This window comes from Photorhabdus sp. RW14-46 (assembly GCF_963887965.1).
Taxonomy (GTDB): Bacteria; Pseudomonadota; Gammaproteobacteria; order Enterobacterales; family Enterobacteriaceae; genus Photorhabdus; species Photorhabdus laumondii.
In genome coordinates this window covers 372,247-391,623 of record NZ_CAWPHH010000001.1, presented here as the reverse complement: position 1 = coordinate 391,623, position 19,377 = coordinate 372,247, and the positions used below count along the sequence as shown (strand labels likewise).

General features: G+C 43.2%; 17 protein-coding genes and 1 other RNA gene. 7 read left to right on the top strand and 11 right to left on the bottom strand.

Features of this window, described 5'->3' with window-relative positions; translation table 11 throughout:
* Positions 1-9: 9 nt before the first annotated feature.
* Positions 10-4,467: a glutamate synthase large subunit gene (gene gltB / locus AACQ38_RS01690; protein WP_165577253.1), complete on the bottom strand. Its 4,458-nt coding sequence runs from the start codon at positions 4,465-4,467 to the stop codon at positions 10-12.
* Positions 4,468-5,214: 747 nt separating this feature from the next.
* Here gltB and arcB point away from each other — a divergent pair.
* The 3 genes from arcB to mtgA all read left to right on the top strand — a co-directional run bounded on the left by arcB (position 5,215) and on the right by mtgA (position 9,181).
* On the top strand, positions 5,215-7,560 hold the full coding sequence (arcB, locus tag AACQ38_RS01685) for an aerobic respiration two-component sensor histidine kinase ArcB (RefSeq protein ID WP_165577252.1): 2,346 nt from the start codon (positions 5,215-5,217) through the stop codon (positions 7,558-7,560).
* Between the two features lie 237 nt (positions 7,561-7,797).
* Positions 7,798-8,451 (top strand): isoprenoid biosynthesis glyoxalase ElbB, encoded by a 654-nt coding sequence (gene elbB, locus AACQ38_RS01680; RefSeq protein ID WP_011148139.1) that lies wholly within the window; start codon positions 7,798-7,800, stop codon positions 8,449-8,451.
* A 4-nt stretch (positions 8,452-8,455) separates the two neighbouring features.
* Positions 8,456-9,181 (top strand): monofunctional biosynthetic peptidoglycan transglycosylase, encoded by a 726-nt coding sequence (mtgA, locus tag AACQ38_RS01675; protein ID WP_165577251.1) that lies wholly within the window; start codon positions 8,456-8,458, stop codon positions 9,179-9,181.
* Between the two features lie 131 nt (positions 9,182-9,312).
* Here the strand turns inward: mtgA and dolP are convergent, their stop codons facing one another.
* From dolP to AACQ38_RS01655, 4 genes are all read right to left on the bottom strand, one after another.
* Positions 9,313-9,888: a division/outer membrane stress-associated lipid-binding lipoprotein gene (gene dolP, locus AACQ38_RS01670; protein WP_058589210.1), complete on the bottom strand. Its 576-nt coding sequence runs from the start codon at positions 9,886-9,888 to the stop codon at positions 9,313-9,315.
* Between the two features lie 10 nt (positions 9,889-9,898).
* Positions 9,899-10,489: a DnaA initiator-associating protein DiaA gene (gene diaA, locus AACQ38_RS01665; protein WP_011148136.1), complete on the bottom strand. Its 591-nt coding sequence runs from the start codon at positions 10,487-10,489 to the stop codon at positions 9,899-9,901.
* A 24-nt stretch (positions 10,490-10,513) separates the two neighbouring features.
* Positions 10,514-10,894 (bottom strand): YraN family protein, encoded by a 381-nt coding sequence (locus AACQ38_RS01660; RefSeq protein ID WP_011148135.1) that lies wholly within the window; start codon positions 10,892-10,894, stop codon positions 10,514-10,516.
* 76 nt (positions 10,895-10,970) lie between these two features.
* Entirely contained in the window at positions 10,971-12,713 is a 1,743-nt protein-coding gene (locus tag AACQ38_RS01655; protein ID WP_165577250.1) for a penicillin-binding protein activator, read from the bottom strand.
* A 63-nt stretch (positions 12,714-12,776) separates the two neighbouring features.
* On the opposite strand from AACQ38_RS01655, the gene rsmI reads away from it, so the two are divergent.
* A complete protein-coding gene (gene rsmI, locus AACQ38_RS01650) occupies positions 12,777-13,643 on the top strand; it encodes a 16S rRNA (cytidine(1402)-2'-O)-methyltransferase (protein ID WP_165577249.1) in 867 nt (288 codons plus the stop codon).
* A 75-nt stretch (positions 13,644-13,718) separates the two neighbouring features.
* Positions 13,719-14,095: RNase P RNA component class A (gene rnpB / locus AACQ38_RS01645), an RNA gene on the top strand.
* A gap of 43 nt (positions 14,096-14,138) precedes the next feature.
* On the opposite strand, the gene AACQ38_RS01640 is transcribed toward rnpB, so the two are convergent.
* Positions 14,139-14,840, bottom strand: coding sequence for a pirin family protein (locus AACQ38_RS01640; protein ID WP_011148131.1), 702 nt, complete (start codon positions 14,838-14,840; stop codon positions 14,139-14,141).
* 110 nt (positions 14,841-14,950) lie between these two features.
* On the opposite strand from AACQ38_RS01640, the gene AACQ38_RS01635 reads away from it, so the two are divergent.
* Together AACQ38_RS01635 and AACQ38_RS01630 are read left to right on the top strand one after the other, a co-directional pair.
* Positions 14,951-15,847 carry a LysR family transcriptional regulator gene (locus AACQ38_RS01635; RefSeq protein WP_011148130.1) on the top strand — a complete coding sequence of 299 codons (897 nt, stop codon included), beginning with the start codon at positions 14,951-14,953 and terminating at the stop codon, positions 15,845-15,847.
* Positions 15,848-16,178: 331 nt separating this feature from the next.
* Complete coding sequence (locus AACQ38_RS01630) at positions 16,179-16,307, top strand: hypothetical protein (protein ID WP_278249215.1); 129 nt, start codon at positions 16,179-16,181, stop codon at positions 16,305-16,307.
* A 210-nt stretch (positions 16,308-16,517) separates the two neighbouring features.
* On the opposite strand, the gene AACQ38_RS01625 is transcribed toward AACQ38_RS01630, so the two are convergent.
* The 5 genes from AACQ38_RS01625 to AACQ38_RS01605 form a co-directional block, all read right to left on the bottom strand.
* Positions 16,518-16,913, bottom strand: a complete 396-nt coding sequence (locus tag AACQ38_RS01625; protein ID WP_011148129.1) for a DoxX family protein — start codon at positions 16,911-16,913, stop codon at positions 16,518-16,520.
* A 219-nt stretch (positions 16,914-17,132) separates the two neighbouring features.
* Positions 17,133-17,393: a YqjK-like family protein gene (locus AACQ38_RS01620; protein ID WP_165577248.1), complete on the bottom strand. Its 261-nt coding sequence runs from the start codon at positions 17,391-17,393 to the stop codon at positions 17,133-17,135.
* Positions 17,386-17,787 (bottom strand): phage holin family protein, encoded by a 402-nt coding sequence (locus tag AACQ38_RS01615; RefSeq protein ID WP_011148127.1) that lies wholly within the window; start codon positions 17,785-17,787, stop codon positions 17,386-17,388. Before AACQ38_RS01615 ends, AACQ38_RS01620 begins: the two co-directional genes overlap by 8 nt.
* Position 17,788: 1 nt before the next feature.
* Positions 17,789-18,094, bottom strand: a complete 306-nt coding sequence (locus AACQ38_RS01610; RefSeq protein ID WP_011148126.1) for a DUF883 family protein — start codon at positions 18,092-18,094, stop codon at positions 17,789-17,791.
* A 194-nt stretch (positions 18,095-18,288) separates the two neighbouring features.
* Positions 18,289-18,960 (bottom strand): DedA family protein, encoded by a 672-nt coding sequence (locus tag AACQ38_RS01605; RefSeq protein ID WP_011148125.1) that lies wholly within the window; start codon positions 18,958-18,960, stop codon positions 18,289-18,291.
* Between the last annotated feature and the right edge of the window lie 417 nt (positions 18,961-19,377).

The following is a 19,377-nucleotide window of genomic DNA, read 5'->3' as shown; positions in this document are numbered from 1 at the left end:
CTTGGCTCCTTATTGCGCTTGAATTCGCAACTCTGCGGAAGAACGACTGCGATGTCCCAATAGGGCTTTCACATCACTGGATTTTGGCTTCACAAGCGCGAACTTGCTCAGCCACTGTTGCCAGTTAGCAAGAATATCTTCACCGCGTTGGGAACCGGTCAGGAGGACGTGCTCGGTGATAAGCCCTCTCAAGTGCTCTTCGTGGATAGCTAAGGCATCTACTGCCAGTACTTCAACCAACTCTAGGTTAACCCGTTTACGGAAATCATCATTTTCATCCAAGACATAAGCAAAGCCGCCGGTCATTCCTGCACCAAAATTGATGCCAGTGCGTCCGAGAATACAGACAATACCTCCTGTCATATATTCACAGCCATTATCTCCGATACCTTCTACAACCGTAATCGCCCCTGAATTACGAACGGCGAAGCGTTCTCCTGCTCGCCCGGCAGCAAACAGTTTGCCTCCGGTTGCACCGTAGAGGCATGTGTTGCCAATGAGGGTTGCCTGATGGCTTTTGAAGGCAGAACCCACTGGCGGGTGTATGACAATGCGACCGCCAGCCATACCCTTACCGACATAATCATTGGCATCACCGATGAGTGTCAGCTCCAGACCGCCGGCATTCCAGACGCCAAAACTTTGACCGGCAGTACCATTGAAATGAATTTTTATTGGTGCCGCTGCGATCCCCTGATTACCATATCGAGCAGCGATAAAACCGGAAAGGGAAGCGCCCACTGAACGATCCGTATTACGGATATCAAAATAGAAAGTTTTACTTTGTTGGTTCTCAATATAGCTAGCGGCTTGAGTCAGTAAGTTTTTATTCAGTGCTCCATTATCAAATGGTGGATTGTTTTCGGTGCAATATAATGTTTTGCCCTGATGGGGTTCTGCGGTTGCTAAGAGCGGATCAAGATTTAGTTTGCTCTGTTTTGCTGAAATACCTTCCAGTACTTCCAACAGGTCAGTTCGGCCGATTAAATCAGTTAGATTTTTGACACCCAATGTAGCCATGATCTCTCTGGTTTCACGGGCGATAAAGCGGAAATAATTCATGACCCGTTCAGGTAATCCGTGGTAGTGGTCGCGACGTAATTTCTCATCCTGAGTGGCAACCCCAGTTGCACAATTATTGAGATGGCAAATACGCAGATATTTGCATCCAAGGGCAACCATTGGCCCAGTACCGAAACCGAAACTTTCAGCGCCAAGAATGGCCGCTTTAATAATATCTACGCCTGTTTTCAACCCGCCATCAACTTGTAAGCGGATCTTATGACGTAATCCGTTAGCAACTAGCGCTTGTTGGGTTTCCACCAGCCCCAATTCCCATGGGCATCCGGCATATTTCACCGATGACAATGGACTGGCACCGGTACCGCCATCATAACCTGCGATAGTAATTAAATCGGCATAAGCTTTGGCAACGCCAGTGGCAACAGTACCAACACCGGGTTCTGAAACCAGTTTTACTGAGATCAGCGCATTGGGGTTGATCTGTTTTAGATCGAAAATCAACTGAGCCAAATCTTCAATAGAGTAAATATCGTGATGTGGTGGTGGAGAAATAAGTGTTACGCCGGGTACGGAATAACGCAGTTTTGCAATATACGGTGTTACTTTATCACCTGGTAATTGCCCACCTTCTCCGGGTTTAGCGCCTTGCGCGACTTTAATTTGAATCACATCAGCGTTGACCAGATAAGCAGGTGTCACACCAAACCGACCGGAAGCAACTTGTTTGATACGGGAAACCTTTTTTGTTCCATAACGTGCGGGATCTTCTCCACCTTCGCCGGAGTTGGAAAAACCACCTAACGTATTCATGGCTTCAGCCAGAGCTTCGTGTGCTTCCGGGCTTAATGCTCCAATCGACATCGCAGCAGTATCAAAGCGTTTAAACAGTTCTTCTGCGGGTTCCACTTCTTCAATAGGTAGAGGCTCAGCTTCTGTTTTTATCGCCAGTAAATCACGGATTGTGGTAATTGGACGCTGATTAACCAAACGAGAATATTTCAAGTAATCGTTATATTCGCCACTATGAACCGCAGCCTGTAAAGTGCTGACAACATCCGGGTTATAAGCGTGATATTCGCCGTTATGAACATATTTCAGCAGTCCGCCCTGATCGAGTGGTTGACGAGCAAGCCAGGCACGTTTAGATAAGTTTCGCAGATCCTGCTCGAAATCGCTGAAATTAGCACCGCCAATTCGGCTGACGACGCCATTGAAGCAGAATTCAGTTAATTCTGAATGTAAGCCGACAGCTTCAAATAGTTTAGAGCAGCGATAGGAGGCGATAGTCGAGATGCCCATTTTCGACATGATTTTATATAACCCTTTATTGATACCATTGCGGTAGTTAAGCATGACATCAGCATAAGGTTTATTAATTGTGCCATTATCGACCATTTTGGCGAGGGATTCATAAGCCAGATAGGGATAGATCGCTGTTGCACCAAATCCCAGTAGTACAGTGAAATGGTGTGGATCACGGGCACTTGCTGTTTCTACTATCAGGTTAGTATCACATCGTAGGTTTTTTTCTACCAAACGGTGTTGAATAGCGCCAATAGCCATAGGTGCAGGTATAGGTAATTTGTTCGGCGTAATGTTGCGGTCAGATAATACCAACAATACCGCGCCATCTCTGGCGAGTTGTTCAGCTTGGTCACACAATGCAAACAGGGCATTTTGCAAATTGGTTTCTTGTGGATTGACAGTTAAGTCTAATTGTTCTGCGCGATAGTGTGGACTTTGCTGTGTGATTAATTGGTGAAAGTCAGAGTAGAGCAGAATAGGAGATTTAAAACTTAATCGGTGTGCCTGTCCCTCTGCTTCACAAAATACGTTCATCTCCCGCCCAATGCAGGTAGTGAGAGACATAACATGTGCTTCGCGTAGTGGATCGATTGGCGGATTAGTGACTTGAGCAAATTGCTGGCGGAAATAGTCATAAATAATCCGTGGGCGGCTGGAAAGGACGGCAAACGGTGTATCATCCCCCATTGACCCGGTCGCTTCCTGACCATTCTCTCCCAAGACTCGGATGATTTGATCTAGCTCTTCGTTGCTGTAGGCAAATTGTTTGTGATAGACCGCTAAGGATTGATCGTTCAGATCCCGATGACCAGCTTGATCTTCCAGTAATTCTTCGAATGGGGTCAGACGCTTGACGTTTTTATCCATCCATTCTTTATAGGGATGGCGGCTTTTTAAGTCATTGTCTGTTTCTTCTGCATGAAGGATGCGGCCTTGGCGGGTATCAATCACGATAAGTTCACCGGGACCAACGCGCCCTTTTTCCACCACTTCATCCGGTTGATAATCCCAGATACCGACTTCGGAAGCACAGGTGATCAACTTATCTTTGGTGATAACATAGCGGGCTGGGCGCAAGCCATTACGATCCAGATTACAGGCAGCGTAGCGTCCATCTGACATAACGATACCCGCAGGGCCATCCCACGGTTCCATGTGCATAGAGTTGAAATCAAAAAAAGCCCGCAGATCTTCATCCATATCAGGATTGTTTTGCCATGCGGGAGGAACCAGCAATCGCATAGCACGGATTAAATCCATTCCGCCGTTGAGAAACAGTTCCAGCATATTATCCAGCGAGCTGGAATCTGACCCTGTTTCATTGACAAAAGGGGCAGCCGTGTGCAGATCGGGAATAAGCGGTGTCTTGAATTTATAGGCTCTTGCTCGTGCCCACTGGCGGTTACCGGTGATGGTGTTTATTTCACCGTTATGGGCAAGATAGCGGAAAGGTTGTGCCAATGGCCAGCGTGGGACGGTATTGGTTGAGAAGCGTTGATGAAATAGGCAAATTGCCGATTCTAAACGTAAATCAGCCAGATCGGGATAGAAACGGGGCAAATCTGCCGCCATGCACAGCCCTTTATAGATAGTCACCAAGTTAGACAAACTGCAAACATAAAAGTCGCTGTCGTTGATGCGTTTTTCTATTCGGCGGCGAGCAACGAATAAGCGGCGTTCTAAATCACGTGCACGCCAGCCAGCCGGAGCATTAACAAAAATCTGTTCAATATGAGGGAGGCTTGAAAGGGCTATTTCGCCCAGAATATCACGGTTGATGGGGACTTCACGCCAGCCAACGACTGACAGGGTTTCATTTTGTAGCTCTTGTTCGATGATTGCCCGGCAGTTTTGTGCAATCTGAGGATCTTGGCTGAGAAATAGCATACCGACGGCGTAATTGCGGGCTAAATGCCACTCTTGCTCCTGTGCAACCATCCGAAAAAAGCGGTCAGGTTTTTGCAACAATAAACCACAGCCATCACCGGTTTTGCCATCTGCCAAGATTGCCCCACGATGTTGCATTCTGGCTAGGGCATGGATAGCGGTACGTACTACTTTGTGGCTTGGCTCCCCTTCAATATGGGCTATTAGTCCAAAGCCACAGTTATCCTTTTCTTGAGATTTGTTATATAGCATAGTGTGAACCTCCCGAGGTTCTGTCCGACTCTCACAGAAACTCACAGACATTTGTGAGATTAATATTTTTTACTGGCGTCTGAATTGCGCCCTCAAGCAACCACCACTTGTTTATTTGTGATAAACAGGTGGTGACTTAAATGATATTGTGTCACTGCATAATTATGGTTCAGATGAGAATCTGACAGATGATTTCCAGTGACTTTCCAAGTTAACTAGAAATATAAATCAGGTCAAATATCACCGGGATAAGATAAGGTCAGGTGATAAGTAAAGTTAATGTTATGATTTATAAGTAGAAAAATTAACATTCATGTTGTGTGATATAGATCAGGTTAGGATTTTAATGTGATTTATATCACTAATATTAGTGTAATATCTGTTTTGTATATGCTGTTAAACTTTTATTTATTAGATTTAAAATCTAACTAATATTAACTTTACGGAATTAATGTGTATTTTTGTTTCTTTATAAGAATAAAGTTTTATCTTTTTGGGCTATTAAACGAGTAAAAAAGAATTTTATGCTTATTTTGTCAATGTGTTTGATTATTTATTCATGCTTGGATTGTGCGAAAAGACCGGCAGGAATAAAAAGCCAGAATAATGTTTGGGAAGTCATCACTAAAACTATTAAATAATACTATTGTTTTACCCGGTCAACAATTTCTGTTATTCCTTCAACGAAGTGGCCGGTTTTTTACGGTATGATCCGGAATGGTCATATTTAACGGGAGTTTTTATGAAATGAAGCTGCTCAGGGGCCTGGCCCAATATTATGTTGATTTAATGATGAAATTGGGGTTAGTGCGCTTCTCATTACTGCTTGCATCTGCACTGGTCGTTCTTGCTATGGGTGTACAGATGGTAGTCACTTTTCTGCTTCAGGGAGGAGTGCAAAGTATTGATTTAGTTCGCTCAATCTTTTTTGGTTTGTTGATTACACCTTGGGCTGTCTATTTTCTTTCAGTTGTTGTTGAACAGCTTGAAGAGTCCCGTCAGCGATTATCTAAGTTAGTTGAAAAGTTGGAAGTTATGCGTCAGCGTGATCGGGAACTTAATCAGCAATTAAAAGACAACATTATTAAGCTTAATCAGGAGATCTCGGAAAGAGAGAAAGCTGAGCAGGCGCATCTGATATTGTTGGATAAACTCAAAGAAGAGATGAAACACCGTGAGCAGACGCAGATTGAATTGGAACAACAATCTGTATTGTTGAAATCTTTTCTCGATGCTTCTCCTGATTTGGTCTATTACCGTAATGAAAATAATGAGTTTTCTGGTTGTAATCGGGCGATGGAATTGCTGACGGGTAAAAGCCAGAAACAACTTGTCGGGCTGACACCAAACGATGTTTATGACAAAGAGGTTGCTCGCAAGGTAATGAAAACCGATGAAAAAGTGTTCCGTCATAATGTTGCACTCACTTATGAACAATGGCTAGTTTATCCCGATGGTCGGAAAGCCTGTTTTGAGCTTCGGAAAGTCCCTTTTTATGATCGGGTAGGAAAAAGACATGGGCTTATGGGATTTGGGCGCGATATAACGGAACGTAAGCGTTATCAGGACGCTTTGGAGAATGCAAGTAGGGATAAGACCACTTTTATCTCAACGATTAGCCATGAGCTCCGTACGCCTTTAAATGGCATTGTTGGTTTGAGCCGTATTCTGCTCGATACTGAGTTGACGTCTGAGCAAAATAACTATCTGAAAACGATTCATGTCAGTGCCATCACGCTTGGTAATATTTTCAATGACATTATTGAAATGGATAAAATTGAACGGCGTAAAGTGCAAATTGATAATCAGCCAATTGATTTTACTGGTTTTATGTCCGATCTGGAAAACCTCTCTGGGCTGCTGGTGCAACCGAAAGATATTAAATTTGTCATGAACCCAGAACTGCCACTGCCTGCCAGAATCATGACAGATGGTACTCGCTTGCGCCAAATTCTATGGAACTTGATTGGCAATGCGGTGAAATTTACGCAAAAAGGTGAGATTACTGTTCGAATTTGGTACGAAGAGGGAGAACGTTTGCTGTTTGAAGTCACAGATACGGGGATTGGTATCCCACATGATGAGCTGGAGAAGATTTTTGCGATGTATTATCAAGTGAAAGGCAGTCATGGTGGTTGTCCAGCAACGGGAACCGGTATTGGATTGGCGGTATCCAAACGTTTGGCTCAAAGTATGGGAGGGGATATTGTGGTGGAAAGTGAACCGGGACAAGGTTCTCGGTTTACACTGTCTATCATTGCCCCTGCTATGGAGGAGAATCTTTTATGCAAAGAAGATACAGAAGATTATCCACTTCCAGCGTTGCATATCTTATTGGTAGAAGATATTGAGCTGAATGTGATTGTTGCTCGCTCGGTATTGGAGAAGTTGGGTAACAGCGTAGAAGTCGCTATGAACGGTAAAGATGCGCTAGAAGTGTTTAAGCCAGGAGAGTTCGATCTGGTACTGCTTGATATTCAGCTACCCGATATGACCGGGTTAGATATCTCCCGGGAGTTAAGTCAGCGATATGCCAAAAAGGATCTGCCCCCCCTGATTGCACTGACAGCAAATGTCTTAAAAGACAAAAAAGAGTATTTGGATGCAGGTATGAATGGTGTGTTGAGTAAGCCGCTTTCTGTGAATGCGTTAACTGCCATTATTGAACAATATTGGGGGGAACAGTCTGTGCATCATATGCAGCCGGAAGAAGAGGCGTCAGGATTGATGAAAAAAGATGAAGATTTACTTGATACAGAAATGCTTAACCAATACATCGAGCTCGTTGGGCCCCAATTGATTCGCAATAGTCTGAGTGTGTTTGAAAAGATGATGCCGGGTTACTTATCTGTTCTGGACTCAAACATGACAGCGAAAGACCAGAAAGGCATTACGGAGGAAGCGCATAAGATAAAAGGTGCTGCGGGATCGGTTGGATTGCGTCATTTACAGCAACTGGCCCAGCAGATTCAATCACCTGATTTACCTGCATGGTGGGATAATGTTCAGGAATGGGTTGATGAGTTAAAGCAAGAATGGAGAAAGGATACGGAAATTTTGGGGGAATGGTTGACGGACGCTGAAAAAAAATAACCCCAACCGAGGTTGGGGTGCGCGAATACTGCGCCAACACCAGGGAAAACTTTTTACACGCCTATCTGATATATCTTTGGTTGCGGCGAGTAAATGAGGAATTCTCCGTACATCATACAAGTACCAACATAGCAAAGATAAGATTTTTTGTTACAAGATTCATTAAAATCTGTGATGAAGATTGGTGTTTAACCCCCTAAAGGGTTAAGCAATAATCTACTACAAATGGAGTGAGGTATGAAATCAGTTGCGGTTGTCTTAAGTGGATGTGGTGTATTCGATGGTAGCGAAATTCATGAGTCAGTATTAACTCTGCTTTCTTTAGACCGTTTAGGTGTTAAAACGAGCTTTTTTGCGCCTGACGAACCACAACTTCATGTTATTAATCATATTAACGGTGAAGAAATGGGGGAAGAACGTAACGTTCTACAGGAGTCTGCCCGTATTTCAAGGGGAAAAATTAAGCCTTTATCACAAGCAAATGCCGATGAATTTGATGCCCTGATAATTCCCGGGGGATTTGGTGTTGCAAAGAATTTATGTGACTTTGCCGCTAAGACAGTTGATTGCGAAATAAATAAGGAATTGTTAAGTTTGGTGAGGGCTATGCATAATCAACATAAACCAATGGGATTTATGTGTATTGCGCCTGTTATGTTGCCAAAATTACTTAATAAACCGGTGAAACTAACGGTCGGCAATGATCCAGAAACGGTTGCTCAAGTAGAGGCAATGGGAGGCGTCCATATCATTTGCAAGGTAAATGATGTTGTTGTTGATTTAGAAAACAAAATTGTGACGACACCAGCCTACATGCTTGCTGAATCTATTTCCCAGGCGGAAGAGGGAATTGATAAACTTGTCAGAAAAGTATTGGAAATGACTGAGTAACTGGATGCGAAATCCTTTTCAATTTTTATGGTACTGGCTTAAAAAAATCGCAATCTCAGTTATTATCTTATGGATAGTTTCTGTTGTTGCATTTTCATTTTTGCCAGTGCCGTTTTCCATGGTTATGGTTGAGCGCCAGATTAGTGCTTGGTTATCGGTTAATTTTTCTTATGTATTTCATTCTGACTGGGTAGGGCAAGGACAAATATCGCCAAATATCGCATTGGCTGTTATTGCTGCGGAAGATCAGAAATTCCCACAACATTGGGGATTTGACTTTGATGCTATCGAAAGTGTACTTGAGCGTAATCAAAATCATTCAGGAAGACTTAGAGGGGCTTCAACGATTTCTCAGCAAACGGCCAAAAATTTATTTTTGTGGGACGGACGTAGTTGGTTAAGAAAAGGGTTGGAAGCCGGGATGACCTTTGCTATTGAACTGGGATGGTCAAAAAGTAGAATTCTGACTGTTTACCTTAACATAGCAGAATTTGGTGATGGCATTTTTGGTGTTGAAGAGGCATCTAAACACTATTTTCATAAATCAGCCAGTAAATTGACGGCATCAGAAGCGGCTTTACTTGCTGCTGTATTGCCTAATCCACACCGCTATAAAGTTAACTCACCTTCGGCTTATGTCTTACAGCGTCAGCAATGGATTTTGCGGCAAATGCGGTTGTTGGGCGGGGTGAGTTATCTTGAGAAAAATGGGTTAATGAAAGATGATTGAAGGAAGAATGAGAAGTTATTCAGTTTGACGTGAGATGATGAAAAGGGTAAAACGCCAGCGCCAAAAAATGACGCGGCCTGATACCTGAATGTTTGACAGATTTATCGTGTCATCACTTTCAATCAATATATTTAATTCAAATAAGTAAATGCGGTTGTTACTCGCTTAACACCGTTAGTTTCGCTGGCAATTTTCGCGGCGGCATTACCCTCTTGTTTGGTCAGAATGCCCAGTAAAAAGACTTCGCCGTTTTCCGTAACGACTTTTATGTTAGAAGACTTAACCGAGTCACTAGCCAGGATTTTTGAGCGTACTTTAGTTGTAACCCAGGTATCCTTAGAAGCAGTACCTAATTCAACAGGTTTCCCCTGACGAATTTCATTGTAAACGGTGTGTGCTCCATCAACACGTGATGCTATCTGTTTAGCACGCTCTGGAAGGCTTGAGTCTGGGCTTTGGCCTGTCAGTAAAACTTTTCCTTGATAGGCAGTGGTAATAATACGGGTTTGCTCTTTGAGCTGCTTATCTTTGTTAAGCGCATTACTGACACGGGCTTCGAGAGTACTATCGTCAACCTGCTGACCAATAGTGCGGGGATCGGTTGCGGTTTTTGTCGCTACGGCAGCAGAACTGACCACGACCGCACCAATACATCCTTGCAACATTACAGCAGCACAAATCGTGGCTAATAGGGAGAAAAATCGCATTATTGGCTCCTTAGTCATCCTGATGGGGAAAAAGTGTATTATCGATTAAGTCACATAAGCAGTTAACTGTTAGCATATGAACTTCTTGAATTCTGGTACTGCGATGAGATGGAATACGAATCTCTACGTCTTGTGGCCCGAGTAAGCCGGCAAGCTCACCACCATCATAGCCAGTAAGGGCGACAATTGTCATATCGCGGGTTACGGCGGCTTCAACGGCTTTGACAATATCACGGCTATTACCATGTGTGGAAATCGCTAATAACACATCGCCTGGCTGACCTAATGCCCGTACCTGTTTAGCATAAATTTCATCATGCTGTTTATTGCTTGAAATCGCAGTGATGACCACATTGTCTGCGTTAAGTGACAATGCGGGCAGGCTTGGGCGCTCAGTTTCAAACCGGTTAATCATATTGGCAGCAAACCGTTGGGCAGTCGCTGCTGAGCCTCCATTACCACAGCAAAGGATTTTGTTACCATTCAGTAATGACTGAACCATCATTATTGCCGCTCGCGAGATAGCATCAGGTAATGCTTCTGCGGCTGCAATCTGAGTTTGAATACTTTCTGTAAAACAGACTTTAATTCTATCCAGCACGTTTATAACCTACTCAGTATCATTTTAACGAGTGAACTCATTTTGATTGAAGGCATTTTGCAACCATTCAAATTGTTGACCAGTAATAGCACAAATATCAAAGCGACAAGAAGAGGTTTCAAAACATTCACCTCGTTGAAACAGCCAAACTGCGGCAGCGTGTAATAATTTTTTACGCTTGCTACGAGTGATTGTCGCCAATGCATCTCCATATTGTCCTGATTTGCGAAAACGGACTTCAATAAAGACCCAAGTTTGCTTGTCTTTCATAATCAGGTCAATTTCACCACCGTGAACTTTCACATTTGCGGCGATAAAAGATAATCCTTGTTTTTGTAAAAACAACTTTGCCTGCGCTTCATAGTTGCGCCCCAGCAAATAACTTGTCAGCTTTTTTATTTTCATTCTACTTTTTATTCTCATTCTGAAATGAGTCATTTGAATTGAAAGGCCGCTTGGTGACAAGCGGCAAGTTACTTAATTAAATCGCAGTGATTTGGCCTTGATGATATTGCATCCATGAGAGTTGTCGGAAAATGGTGCAGTTTTCCTGAACGGACAGCACTCCAGAAGCACCATTGAGATGGAAATCACTTTGAAGCTGAACTTGACTGAATTGATTTGCTAATGACCAGGCGTCAATACCCATAGCGTAAAGGCGCATCAAAGAGTAATCATTCGCAAATTTACTGACTGCTTGCTGCATCAGTGGCAAGTTAGCACCGGCGATTAAGGGAATGTCACTGAATTGCATTCCTTCCATCTCCAGGCGAAAATCGGGACCGACGCCCGCCTGATTACTGCGGGAACTTGCGTAAAGGGCGGGCTTATCGCGGGAACTGATTGCCATATCAATCATTGTCTTAATTAGCGTCAGTTCATCCAGGGTAGAAACAATATAAACTGCATCCACTGAGCCGCCAGTAGAAGTAGGAACGACATCGGTGTTTATCTGGGGGATTTCCAGATCACCAATAGCGATTGATGTAGGTTGATTGCTGGTGACATTGACGGCTGTTCCGGTCAAGCGAATACCGGTACCTCTATTAATTAATTGTTTCAGTTCGGCAGAAGAGCCAAAAGTTTGTTGCAGAACAGTATGTCCCCCTTGTTTTTGCCATTCCTGTGCAAAGGCGTTGGCAATGCGATCACCAAAAGTCCCTCTGGGGACCAAAATCAGAGGATTCTGTTTTTGTTGCTGCCAAATATGTTCCGCAGCATTTTTCGCTTCATCTTCTGGTGACAAAGAAAAATAGCAGATATTAGAGTGTGGTTGAGCATTGTCTAACTCGTTAAGTACTAGCATGTTTAATGCCGTATTTATCTGAACGAGTTTAACCACATCTGGCTTAAGTAACGGCCCGACAATTAAATTCACACCATCCTGCTTAGCCTGAATGAATAAGTTTTCCAATGGCTGGCTTGTTGTGTCATAGATTTTGACCTGTTGTGTGTTAATCGGCGCATTGGCTATGACAGGTGTTGTTTGAGTGGCTGGTATTGCTGAGTTTATGATCGCCCCTTCACTAGGGGACATATCGGTAGAAGCCACACTATCTGACGCACTATCACTGTCTGTTATAGATAAATTTTCCGGGTTTTCTGTTGGCAATGATGGACTTGGTAAACCGGCCTGAGCATCAAGAAAACCTTGGCGAATGGCTTCACCGAATACTTTTGCTTGACCGCTTAATGGCAGGAACAGAGCAATACGGATATTCGTATCTTGCTGTTGGATGGCTGCCGGCTGTAACTGAGTTGGGAGTGACTGTACAGCAGGGTTTTGTGGATAGCGAATTTTCCAGTCACGGATAGCTGCCTGTAGTTTGTCGGAGTCCTGTTTGTTATCCTGATAGGCACTGAGTAAGTCCAGCCAGCCTTGCAGAACATTTTCATCAGCGTTGATGACCAACCCACGGCGCTCTTGTGGTGAAAGACGGGTCAGCATTTGCCAGGTATCATCAATATTTTTTTGACGAACCGCACTCTCTTTCACGAGTGGTTCCTGAGCGATATAAGCACGGATGACATCAAGAGAAGGTTCGCCATGAGCGGCATCAATGATAGATTGATAACGGGCGATTTCTGTACTGATTTTGTCCTGAGTTTGCGAAGGTTGTTGTCCCTGTTGGTCAGGTACGGTACATCCTGCGATGATCATGACTGCCAGCATAGCTGAACAGACTAAACCAGTTTTGATACGCACAAAAATTGAGGAAAGCATACTGTATCCAGCGATGTTTTTTTCAAAGATGCTCAATTTTAAATCGGCCATTCGGATGAAACAATGAATCAACCTAATCGAGCAGTGGTTACGACATCCACGCTATATGTTGTGCCAACCCCTATTGGAAACTTGGGTGATATCACTCAGCGTGCGCTTGAAGTTCTTGAGCATGTCGATCTGATTGCAGCCGAAGATACGCGACATACTGGCTTGTTGCTTCAACATTTTGCCATTAATGCACGCATGTTCGCACTTCATGATCATAATGAACAGCAGAAAGCAGATCAATTAATTACAAAACTCCAACAAGGGCAAAGTATTGCATTAGTCTCTGATGCAGGAACGCCGCTGATTAATGATCCTGGTTACCATGTGGTTCGCCGTTGCCGTGAAGCCGGTATTCATGTTGTCCCACTTCCAGGACCTTGTGCGGCGATAACCGCCTTGTCTGCTGCTGGTCTGCCATCAGATCGTTTCTGTTACGAAGGATTTCTGCCCGCAAAGCGTAAAAGTCGGACAGATACTTTACGGGCTTTGCAACAGGAGCCACGCACATTAATTTTTTATGAATCCACCCATCGTCTGATCGAAAGTTTAGAAGATATGGTTGAGGTGTTGGGAACTGAACGTTACGTCGTTTTGGCGCGGGAATTGACAAAGACTTGGGAATCCATTCAGGGGATGCCAGTAGGTGAACTTTTGGCGTGGGTGAAGGAAGATGAAACCCGTCGCCGTGGTGAAATGGTATTGATCGTTGAAGGCTATAAAAAACTGGATGACGATGTTTTGCCTCCAGAGGCATTAAGAACGCTGGCGCTTCTTCAACAAGAACTGCCCTTGAAAAAAGCGGCTGCACTGGCAGCAGAGATTCATGGTGTGAAGAAAAATGCACTTTATCGTCATGGATTGGGACAGAATGAAGAATGATAGCAATTGCTAAATTAGGGCAGATAATCGGTAAATGCCTATACATTATTGGGTAAACCTCTTATAATCCGCCGCGGAGTTGACTAGACAGTCGCTGCTTTATCATTAATCCTTTGGATGATAGATGGAGGAGAGGAAAGTCCGGGCTCCACAGGGCAGGGTGCCAGATAACGTCTGGGGGGTGAAAGCCCACGACCAGTGCAACAGAGAGCAAACCGCCGATGGCTTACTTAATGTAGGATCAGGTAAGGGTGAAAGGGTGCGGTAAGAGCGCACCGCACGGCTGGTAACAGTCCGTGGCACGGTAAACTCCACCCGGAGCAAGGCCAAATAGGGGTTCATTAGGTACGGCCCGTATCGAACCCGGGTAGGCTGCTTGAGCCAGTGCGTAAGTGCTGGCCTAGATGAATGATTGTCCACGACAGAACCCGGCTTATCGGTCAACTTCACAAATTTAGCCCCGTTAGATTGGAATCTGACGGGGCTTTCACTTTTTTAAGCAGCCAGATCAATTAACAGTCCTTGGAATTCCGTATCTGCTTTTAAAACCAGACGACTTTCTTCATGAATAAAAGCGCCATCTCCACATTTAATTAAATTGTTATCCTTAGAATTGCCTCTTATTTTTATATTTCCGTTTAGAGATTGCAGATAGGCATTTTTTCCTTTCAATTGCAGATGATGAGATTGATTTTTATTAAGGGAAATATGATTTACCCACACTTGTTGACGTAATTGCATACTGCCATCTTCTGCGGTTGGAGAAGCTAGCATAGCCAGTGGTTGTTCTGGTAATTCCATTCGTTGCAATGGTAAGCTTTCCTGCTGAGGAAAGGCATTCAGCCAAAGCTGCAAGCGCGTTAGTGGCTTATTAATACTGGCATTATGTTCACTGTAGCTGATGCCTTGACGGGTAGAAAATAGTAAACATTCTCCTTTACGGGCTCTGATATAGTTGCCTTCGCTGTCACGGTATTCTGCTTCACCTTGTAGAATAATATTCAATATATCCACATGTGGATAGGATTTAGGTTGGAAAGCGGCTTTGGGGGCAATGACTTCTTGATTGAGTACACGTAGCGCGCCATAACCTAAAAACTTTGGGTCAAAATAGTGACCAAATGAAAATGTATAACGAGCTTGTAGCCAACCATAGTCAGCTTTCCCACATTGTTTTGCTGTTCTATTTATAATCATAATGGCGGTTACCTTACAAAAACACACACAAACAATAGTAATTATCTGGACGGCGAAATGTTAGCCAGTTAATCTGGTCAGCATATTCAAATTTCCTGATTGAGAAAAATATGAGCAAAGAACGAGCGCTTACACTGGAATCTCTCCGGGTCATGGATGCGATTGACCGGCGGGGAAGTTTTGCTGCGGCCGCTGATGAGCTTGGTCGTGTTCCTTCTGCACTTAGCTATACGATGCAAAAATTAGAAGAGGAGCTGGATGTAGTGCTGTTTGACCGTTCGGGTCACAGAACTAAATTCACCAATGTTGGTCGTATGCTGCTTGAGCGTGGACGTCAATTGCTTGAAGCTGCTGATAAATTAACGGCTGATGCAGAAGCATTAGCGCGAGGTTGGGAAACTCACCTGACAATTGTTTGTGAGGCGTTGGTTCCTGCTTCTTCATTATTTCCATTAGTGGGAAAGCTTGCTCAAAAATCGAATACTCAGCTCTCTTTATTGACAGAAGTTTTGGCGGGGGCATGGGAGAGGCTGGAAACGGGTCGGGCGGATATTGTTATTGCACCAGATATGCATTTTCGCGCATCGGCAGAAATTAATTCACGTCAGCTTTACAGCATTACCAATGTCTATGTTGCTAGCCCTGATCATCCTATACATCAAGAGCCGGAGCCTTTATCTGATGTCACGAGAGTGAAATATCGTGGTATTGCTGTGGCAGATACAGCGAGGGAACGTCCGGTATTAACGGTTCAGTTGTTAGATAAGCAACAGCGTTTAACAGTAAGTTCTCTGGAAGATAAACGCCGTGCTCTCTTGGCTGGGTTGGGCGTTGCTACCATGCCTTATCCTATGGTGGAACAAGATATTACTGAGGGGCGTTTGCGGGTGATTAGCTCTGAATATAGCCATGAGACAAATGTCATTATGGCATGGCGACGAGACAGTATGGGGGAAGCTAAATCTTGGTGTTTGCGGGAAATCCCTAAATTGTTTGTTAGTCGGTAAGTAGAAGCGATGTGAGCAATCAAATTAGAAGACAGGCTGTAAAAAAACATGATTCGATGATTGCTTAGCGAAATATGAAATTATGGCACAACGAATCTAACATTCGTAAATGGTGCCAGCCAGTACAGCAGACTGTCTGGTTGGCTGTGTTAATCTTTTTGAGCAGACATCATGGGTAGGTGTAATTTGCCTTAATCTAAATTTTGTGATTTCTATTCGCTGAGTATTGATGATTCTATTTTTGGGGTACCAGACAGTGATGAAAACAGGGAGACTTTCGAATTTATCAATAACACCAATGGTTTTTCCCTAAGTCAGAATGGTTGTCCTGATGTCAATATATACCCTAAAGATTTCAAGATGTATCGCGACGGCAAGGGAACGAATCCCCGGGAGCAATAGTAAACTATGTGACCGGGGTGAACGAGCGCAGCCAACAAAGAGGCAATTTGAAAGATAACGGGTATATCTTACCAAAGTCACTATGATTTAATAAAAGTTGGATCTATTGGCTAAAGTAAGCCGAAAGATCTTCTAGATCCCCCAGATTACTATTTATCTTTAGACCCAATATTGGATAGTTGGCTGATAAAATCTTTGAGCTTTTGATCGTTTCACCTTTTACCTGTGAGCGGTTATTTTTCAGATTCAGAACAGCCATAGCAAGATATTACCAGTTTCTTTTTATCAGGTGGTCGATACTGAATTTACCTGGGCCGATGATAGCCAGTAACAGATAACCGCCACCAATAGTCAGGTTCTTGAGAAACATAGTTTGGTTCATGCCTTCAGCAAAATTGCTGTGGAAGAGGATGGCAGTCAGGACACAGAAGCCAAAGGTAAATAACGCGGTGGTACGGGTTAACAAACCAAACAGAACTGCCAGACCACCACCTAATTCAAGTAAGATCGTCAGTGGTAATAGAAAACTAGGGACGCCCATAGCATTCATATATTGCTGGGTACCCGCGTAGGAATCACCTAATTTTCCATAGCCTGCAACGATAAATAGAATCGGCATCAAAATGCGAGCCAGTAACAGGGCACTATCTTCAAATTTTTTCATTAACAACTCCTAAGACACAGGAAAAATAATAATAGTTTGTTTGATGATTAACTTGTACCAACCCGAAACAGCACAATTTGTTAATCATTAACGGATGGAATGTATACTAAAGGTAGATGAACTTAGTTGTAAGCAAGGATTATTAACAATTTTATACAAAGTTTTTGAATGTAAGCAACTAGAGTGATCATCAATGAGGGATATTATGAAGAATTATTACTATTTCCATTTCAATAGTCGAATGATATGACGAGACAAATGATAAAATTTCACAGGATGGTGAAGGCCATACAAAGAGATAGCATGGATTGCAGGTCCCAGATAGGGTTTTAATGACAAAAGCTTTTGCCAGCTTTTGTCATAAGGTTCAGTGAGGTTCTTCCAGAGCTGTGTATTGTTGGTGAGTTCGAGGCGTTGTAGTTGGATATTTCTCATTAGCTGCTGTTCTTTCAGCTTTTTTTTCTGGCGTTGTTTACTCATTACTATGATCCTCCAACATTTCTCTGTCTATCTTTAATTGCTCGCGAGTTGCACTAAGTAATGTTGAATTTCGCGCTTTCCTGATGGTCCATATAAGGCCAATAAGCGCCAGAACGAGTAGTGTGCCAGTAGTACTTGCTAATACGGTAAAACGCCAGCTGGGATCGATAGCCCAAAAAATCATAACAAGTAAACACATGAGGCCGAAAGCGGTGAGCAGTAATGTCAGGCTGGCTATGACTACCAGCTGTATCAAAGTGGCTTTTTCTTTTTCCAACTCTACAACGATGAGTTGTAAACGAGTTTCTATTATCTCGATAACAACAGAGGCAATACGTTGGAGAATGTCAAGGACCCCTTTACCGGGGCCTTGAGATTTGGATGAGTTGATCATATTAGCGTTTAGCTAACACTACACCTAATACGGCACCGACAACAGTACCAATACCGATGCTTACCCAAGGTTTATCGTGAACGTAGACATCAGCACGGCCCGCCATATCTTTTGTTTTCTTAACAACCATATCACTGGCATTGCTGAGTTTAGAACGAGTATCTTTGATGACTTCCTCTACTTTGCCGCGAAGTTCTTCCAGCTCGACTTTGGATTTATCACCAGAGCTTTTGATCACTTCTTCCAGTGTATCTGCGAGTGATTTTAGTTCAACGTGTAGATCTTCATTAGTTTTGATCTTTGACATGTAGATTACTCCTCAATGTAAGGTGTGTGTATTTGACTTAGTTAGTTGCTTTTCCTGATGCAGGAAAAGACTATCACTAAATATAGCTTATATTTTGGAAGGTGAATAAAAAACATTAGCGTTATTTCACTATTCTGCTGCAAACGATACTTTTATCTGCAGCAGGGAGGGATATTAGATTTTATTGGAATTAATTACTTTTTTTGAGGGGATTGGCAAGTTTTTTTACGCCATACAACGAGCAAACTGCCGCTAAAACCAATAATAAGTAAAGCAAGTGGCAGTAATATCAGGAAATTCATTACCAAGTCTTCATATTGACGGAAAATGGGGGTCTTACCAAATGCATAACCCAAAGAGGTAAGGATAATGACCCACAGGAAGCCACTGAGCCAGTTAAAAAACTGGAAACGACTGTTTTGTAGACCTGTCAGTCCTGCAAGTGTTGGTAAGAGGGTTCTGACAAATGCGAGGAAGCGGCCAAGAAGTAAAGCTGATAGGCCGTGGCGGTGAAAAAGATTGTAAGCTCTTTGGTGATAATAAGCTGGAAGGTGAGAGAGCCAGCCTTGTACTGTCTTGGTATTTCCTAACCATTTTCCTTGAAGATAACCAATCCAACAACCTAAGCTTGCTCCGGCAGTTAATACTACAATCGTTAGAGGGAAACTCATTGCACCTTTGGCAATCAATACGCCAACTAGTATAAGCAGGCTGTCTCCTGGTAAAAATGCAGCAGGAAGGAGGCCATTTTCAAGGAAGAGAATCAAGAATAGCATGATGTAAATGGCCCATAATAGGGATGGGTTGGCCAGAGTTTCATAATCCTGGTACCAAAGTGCATATATAAGTTCTTTTACTATTTCCATCAGGTGTTCCTAAAATGCCTTTGTTCGTTCATCCTGAAAGCATGAGGCTAAACCGATTAAATTACATCCTATTTTACGTTATTTGGTTGGTTTTCATGCCTTTTCACTGTTGAAAAAGGCAAATGACGCAGCCTGTGCCACTGTAACAAAATCAGGGGTGACTAAACAGAAAATTTTGGTGATCAATTGAACGTTCATTAAAATAGGATAAGAAATGGGTCTATAAGGCGGGCTTGTTAGGTTTCTTGCATTTAAATGAATGACTGTTTGTCCTACTATTTTAATCTGTTTTTGTTACCATTTTATTCACTTATGATTTACTGACCGCTGACCGCTGACCGCTGACCGCTGACCGCTGACCGCTGACTATGAGTCAATATTTTTTCAGTGGTAGATTGATTCTTGTCTGAATTTGAT

Bases quoted from the DNA above. Each gene is read 5' to 3' on its own strand.
- gltB (WP_165577253.1), bottom strand. From the start codon at position 4,467: ATGCTATATAACAAATCTCAAGAAAAGGATAACTGTGGCTTTGGACTA.
- arcB (WP_165577252.1), top strand. From the start codon at position 5,215: ATGAAGCTGCTCAGGGGCCTGGCCCAATATTATGTTGATTTAATGATG.
- elbB (WP_011148139.1), top strand. From the start codon at position 7,798: ATGAAATCAGTTGCGGTTGTCTTAAGTGGATGTGGTGTATTCGATGGT.
- mtgA (WP_165577251.1), top strand. From the start codon at position 8,456: ATGCGAAATCCTTTTCAATTTTTATGGTACTGGCTTAAAAAAATCGCA.
- dolP (WP_058589210.1), bottom strand. From the start codon at position 9,888: ATGCGATTTTTCTCCCTATTAGCCACGATTTGTGCTGCTGTAATGTTG.
- AACQ38_RS01660 (WP_011148135.1), bottom strand. From the start codon at position 10,894: ATGAAAATAAAAAAGCTGACAAGTTATTTGCTGGGGCGCAACTATGAA.
- AACQ38_RS01655 (WP_165577250.1), bottom strand. From the start codon at position 12,713: ATGCTTTCCTCAATTTTTGTGCGTATCAAAACTGGTTTAGTCTGTTCA.
- rsmI (WP_165577249.1), top strand. From the start codon at position 12,777: ATGAATCAACCTAATCGAGCAGTGGTTACGACATCCACGCTATATGTT.
- AACQ38_RS01640 (WP_011148131.1), bottom strand. From the start codon at position 14,840: ATGATTATAAATAGAACAGCAAAACAATGTGGGAAAGCTGACTATGGT.
- AACQ38_RS01635 (WP_011148130.1), top strand. From the start codon at position 14,951: ATGAGCAAAGAACGAGCGCTTACACTGGAATCTCTCCGGGTCATGGAT.
- AACQ38_RS01630 (WP_278249215.1), top strand. From the start codon at position 16,179: ATGTCAATATATACCCTAAAGATTTCAAGATGTATCGCGACGGCAAGG.
- AACQ38_RS01625 (WP_011148129.1), bottom strand. From the start codon at position 16,913: ATGAAAAAATTTGAAGATAGTGCCCTGTTACTGGCTCGCATTTTGATG.
- AACQ38_RS01620 (WP_165577248.1), bottom strand. From the start codon at position 17,393: ATGAGTAAACAACGCCAGAAAAAAAAGCTGAAAGAACAGCAGCTAATG.
- AACQ38_RS01615 (WP_011148127.1), bottom strand. From the start codon at position 17,787: ATGATCAACTCATCCAAATCTCAAGGCCCCGGTAAAGGGGTCCTTGAC.
- AACQ38_RS01610 (WP_011148126.1), bottom strand. From the start codon at position 18,094: ATGTCAAAGATCAAAACTAATGAAGATCTACACGTTGAACTAAAATCA.
- AACQ38_RS01605 (WP_011148125.1), bottom strand. From the start codon at position 18,960: ATGGAAATAGTAAAAGAACTTATATATGCACTTTGGTACCAGGATTAT.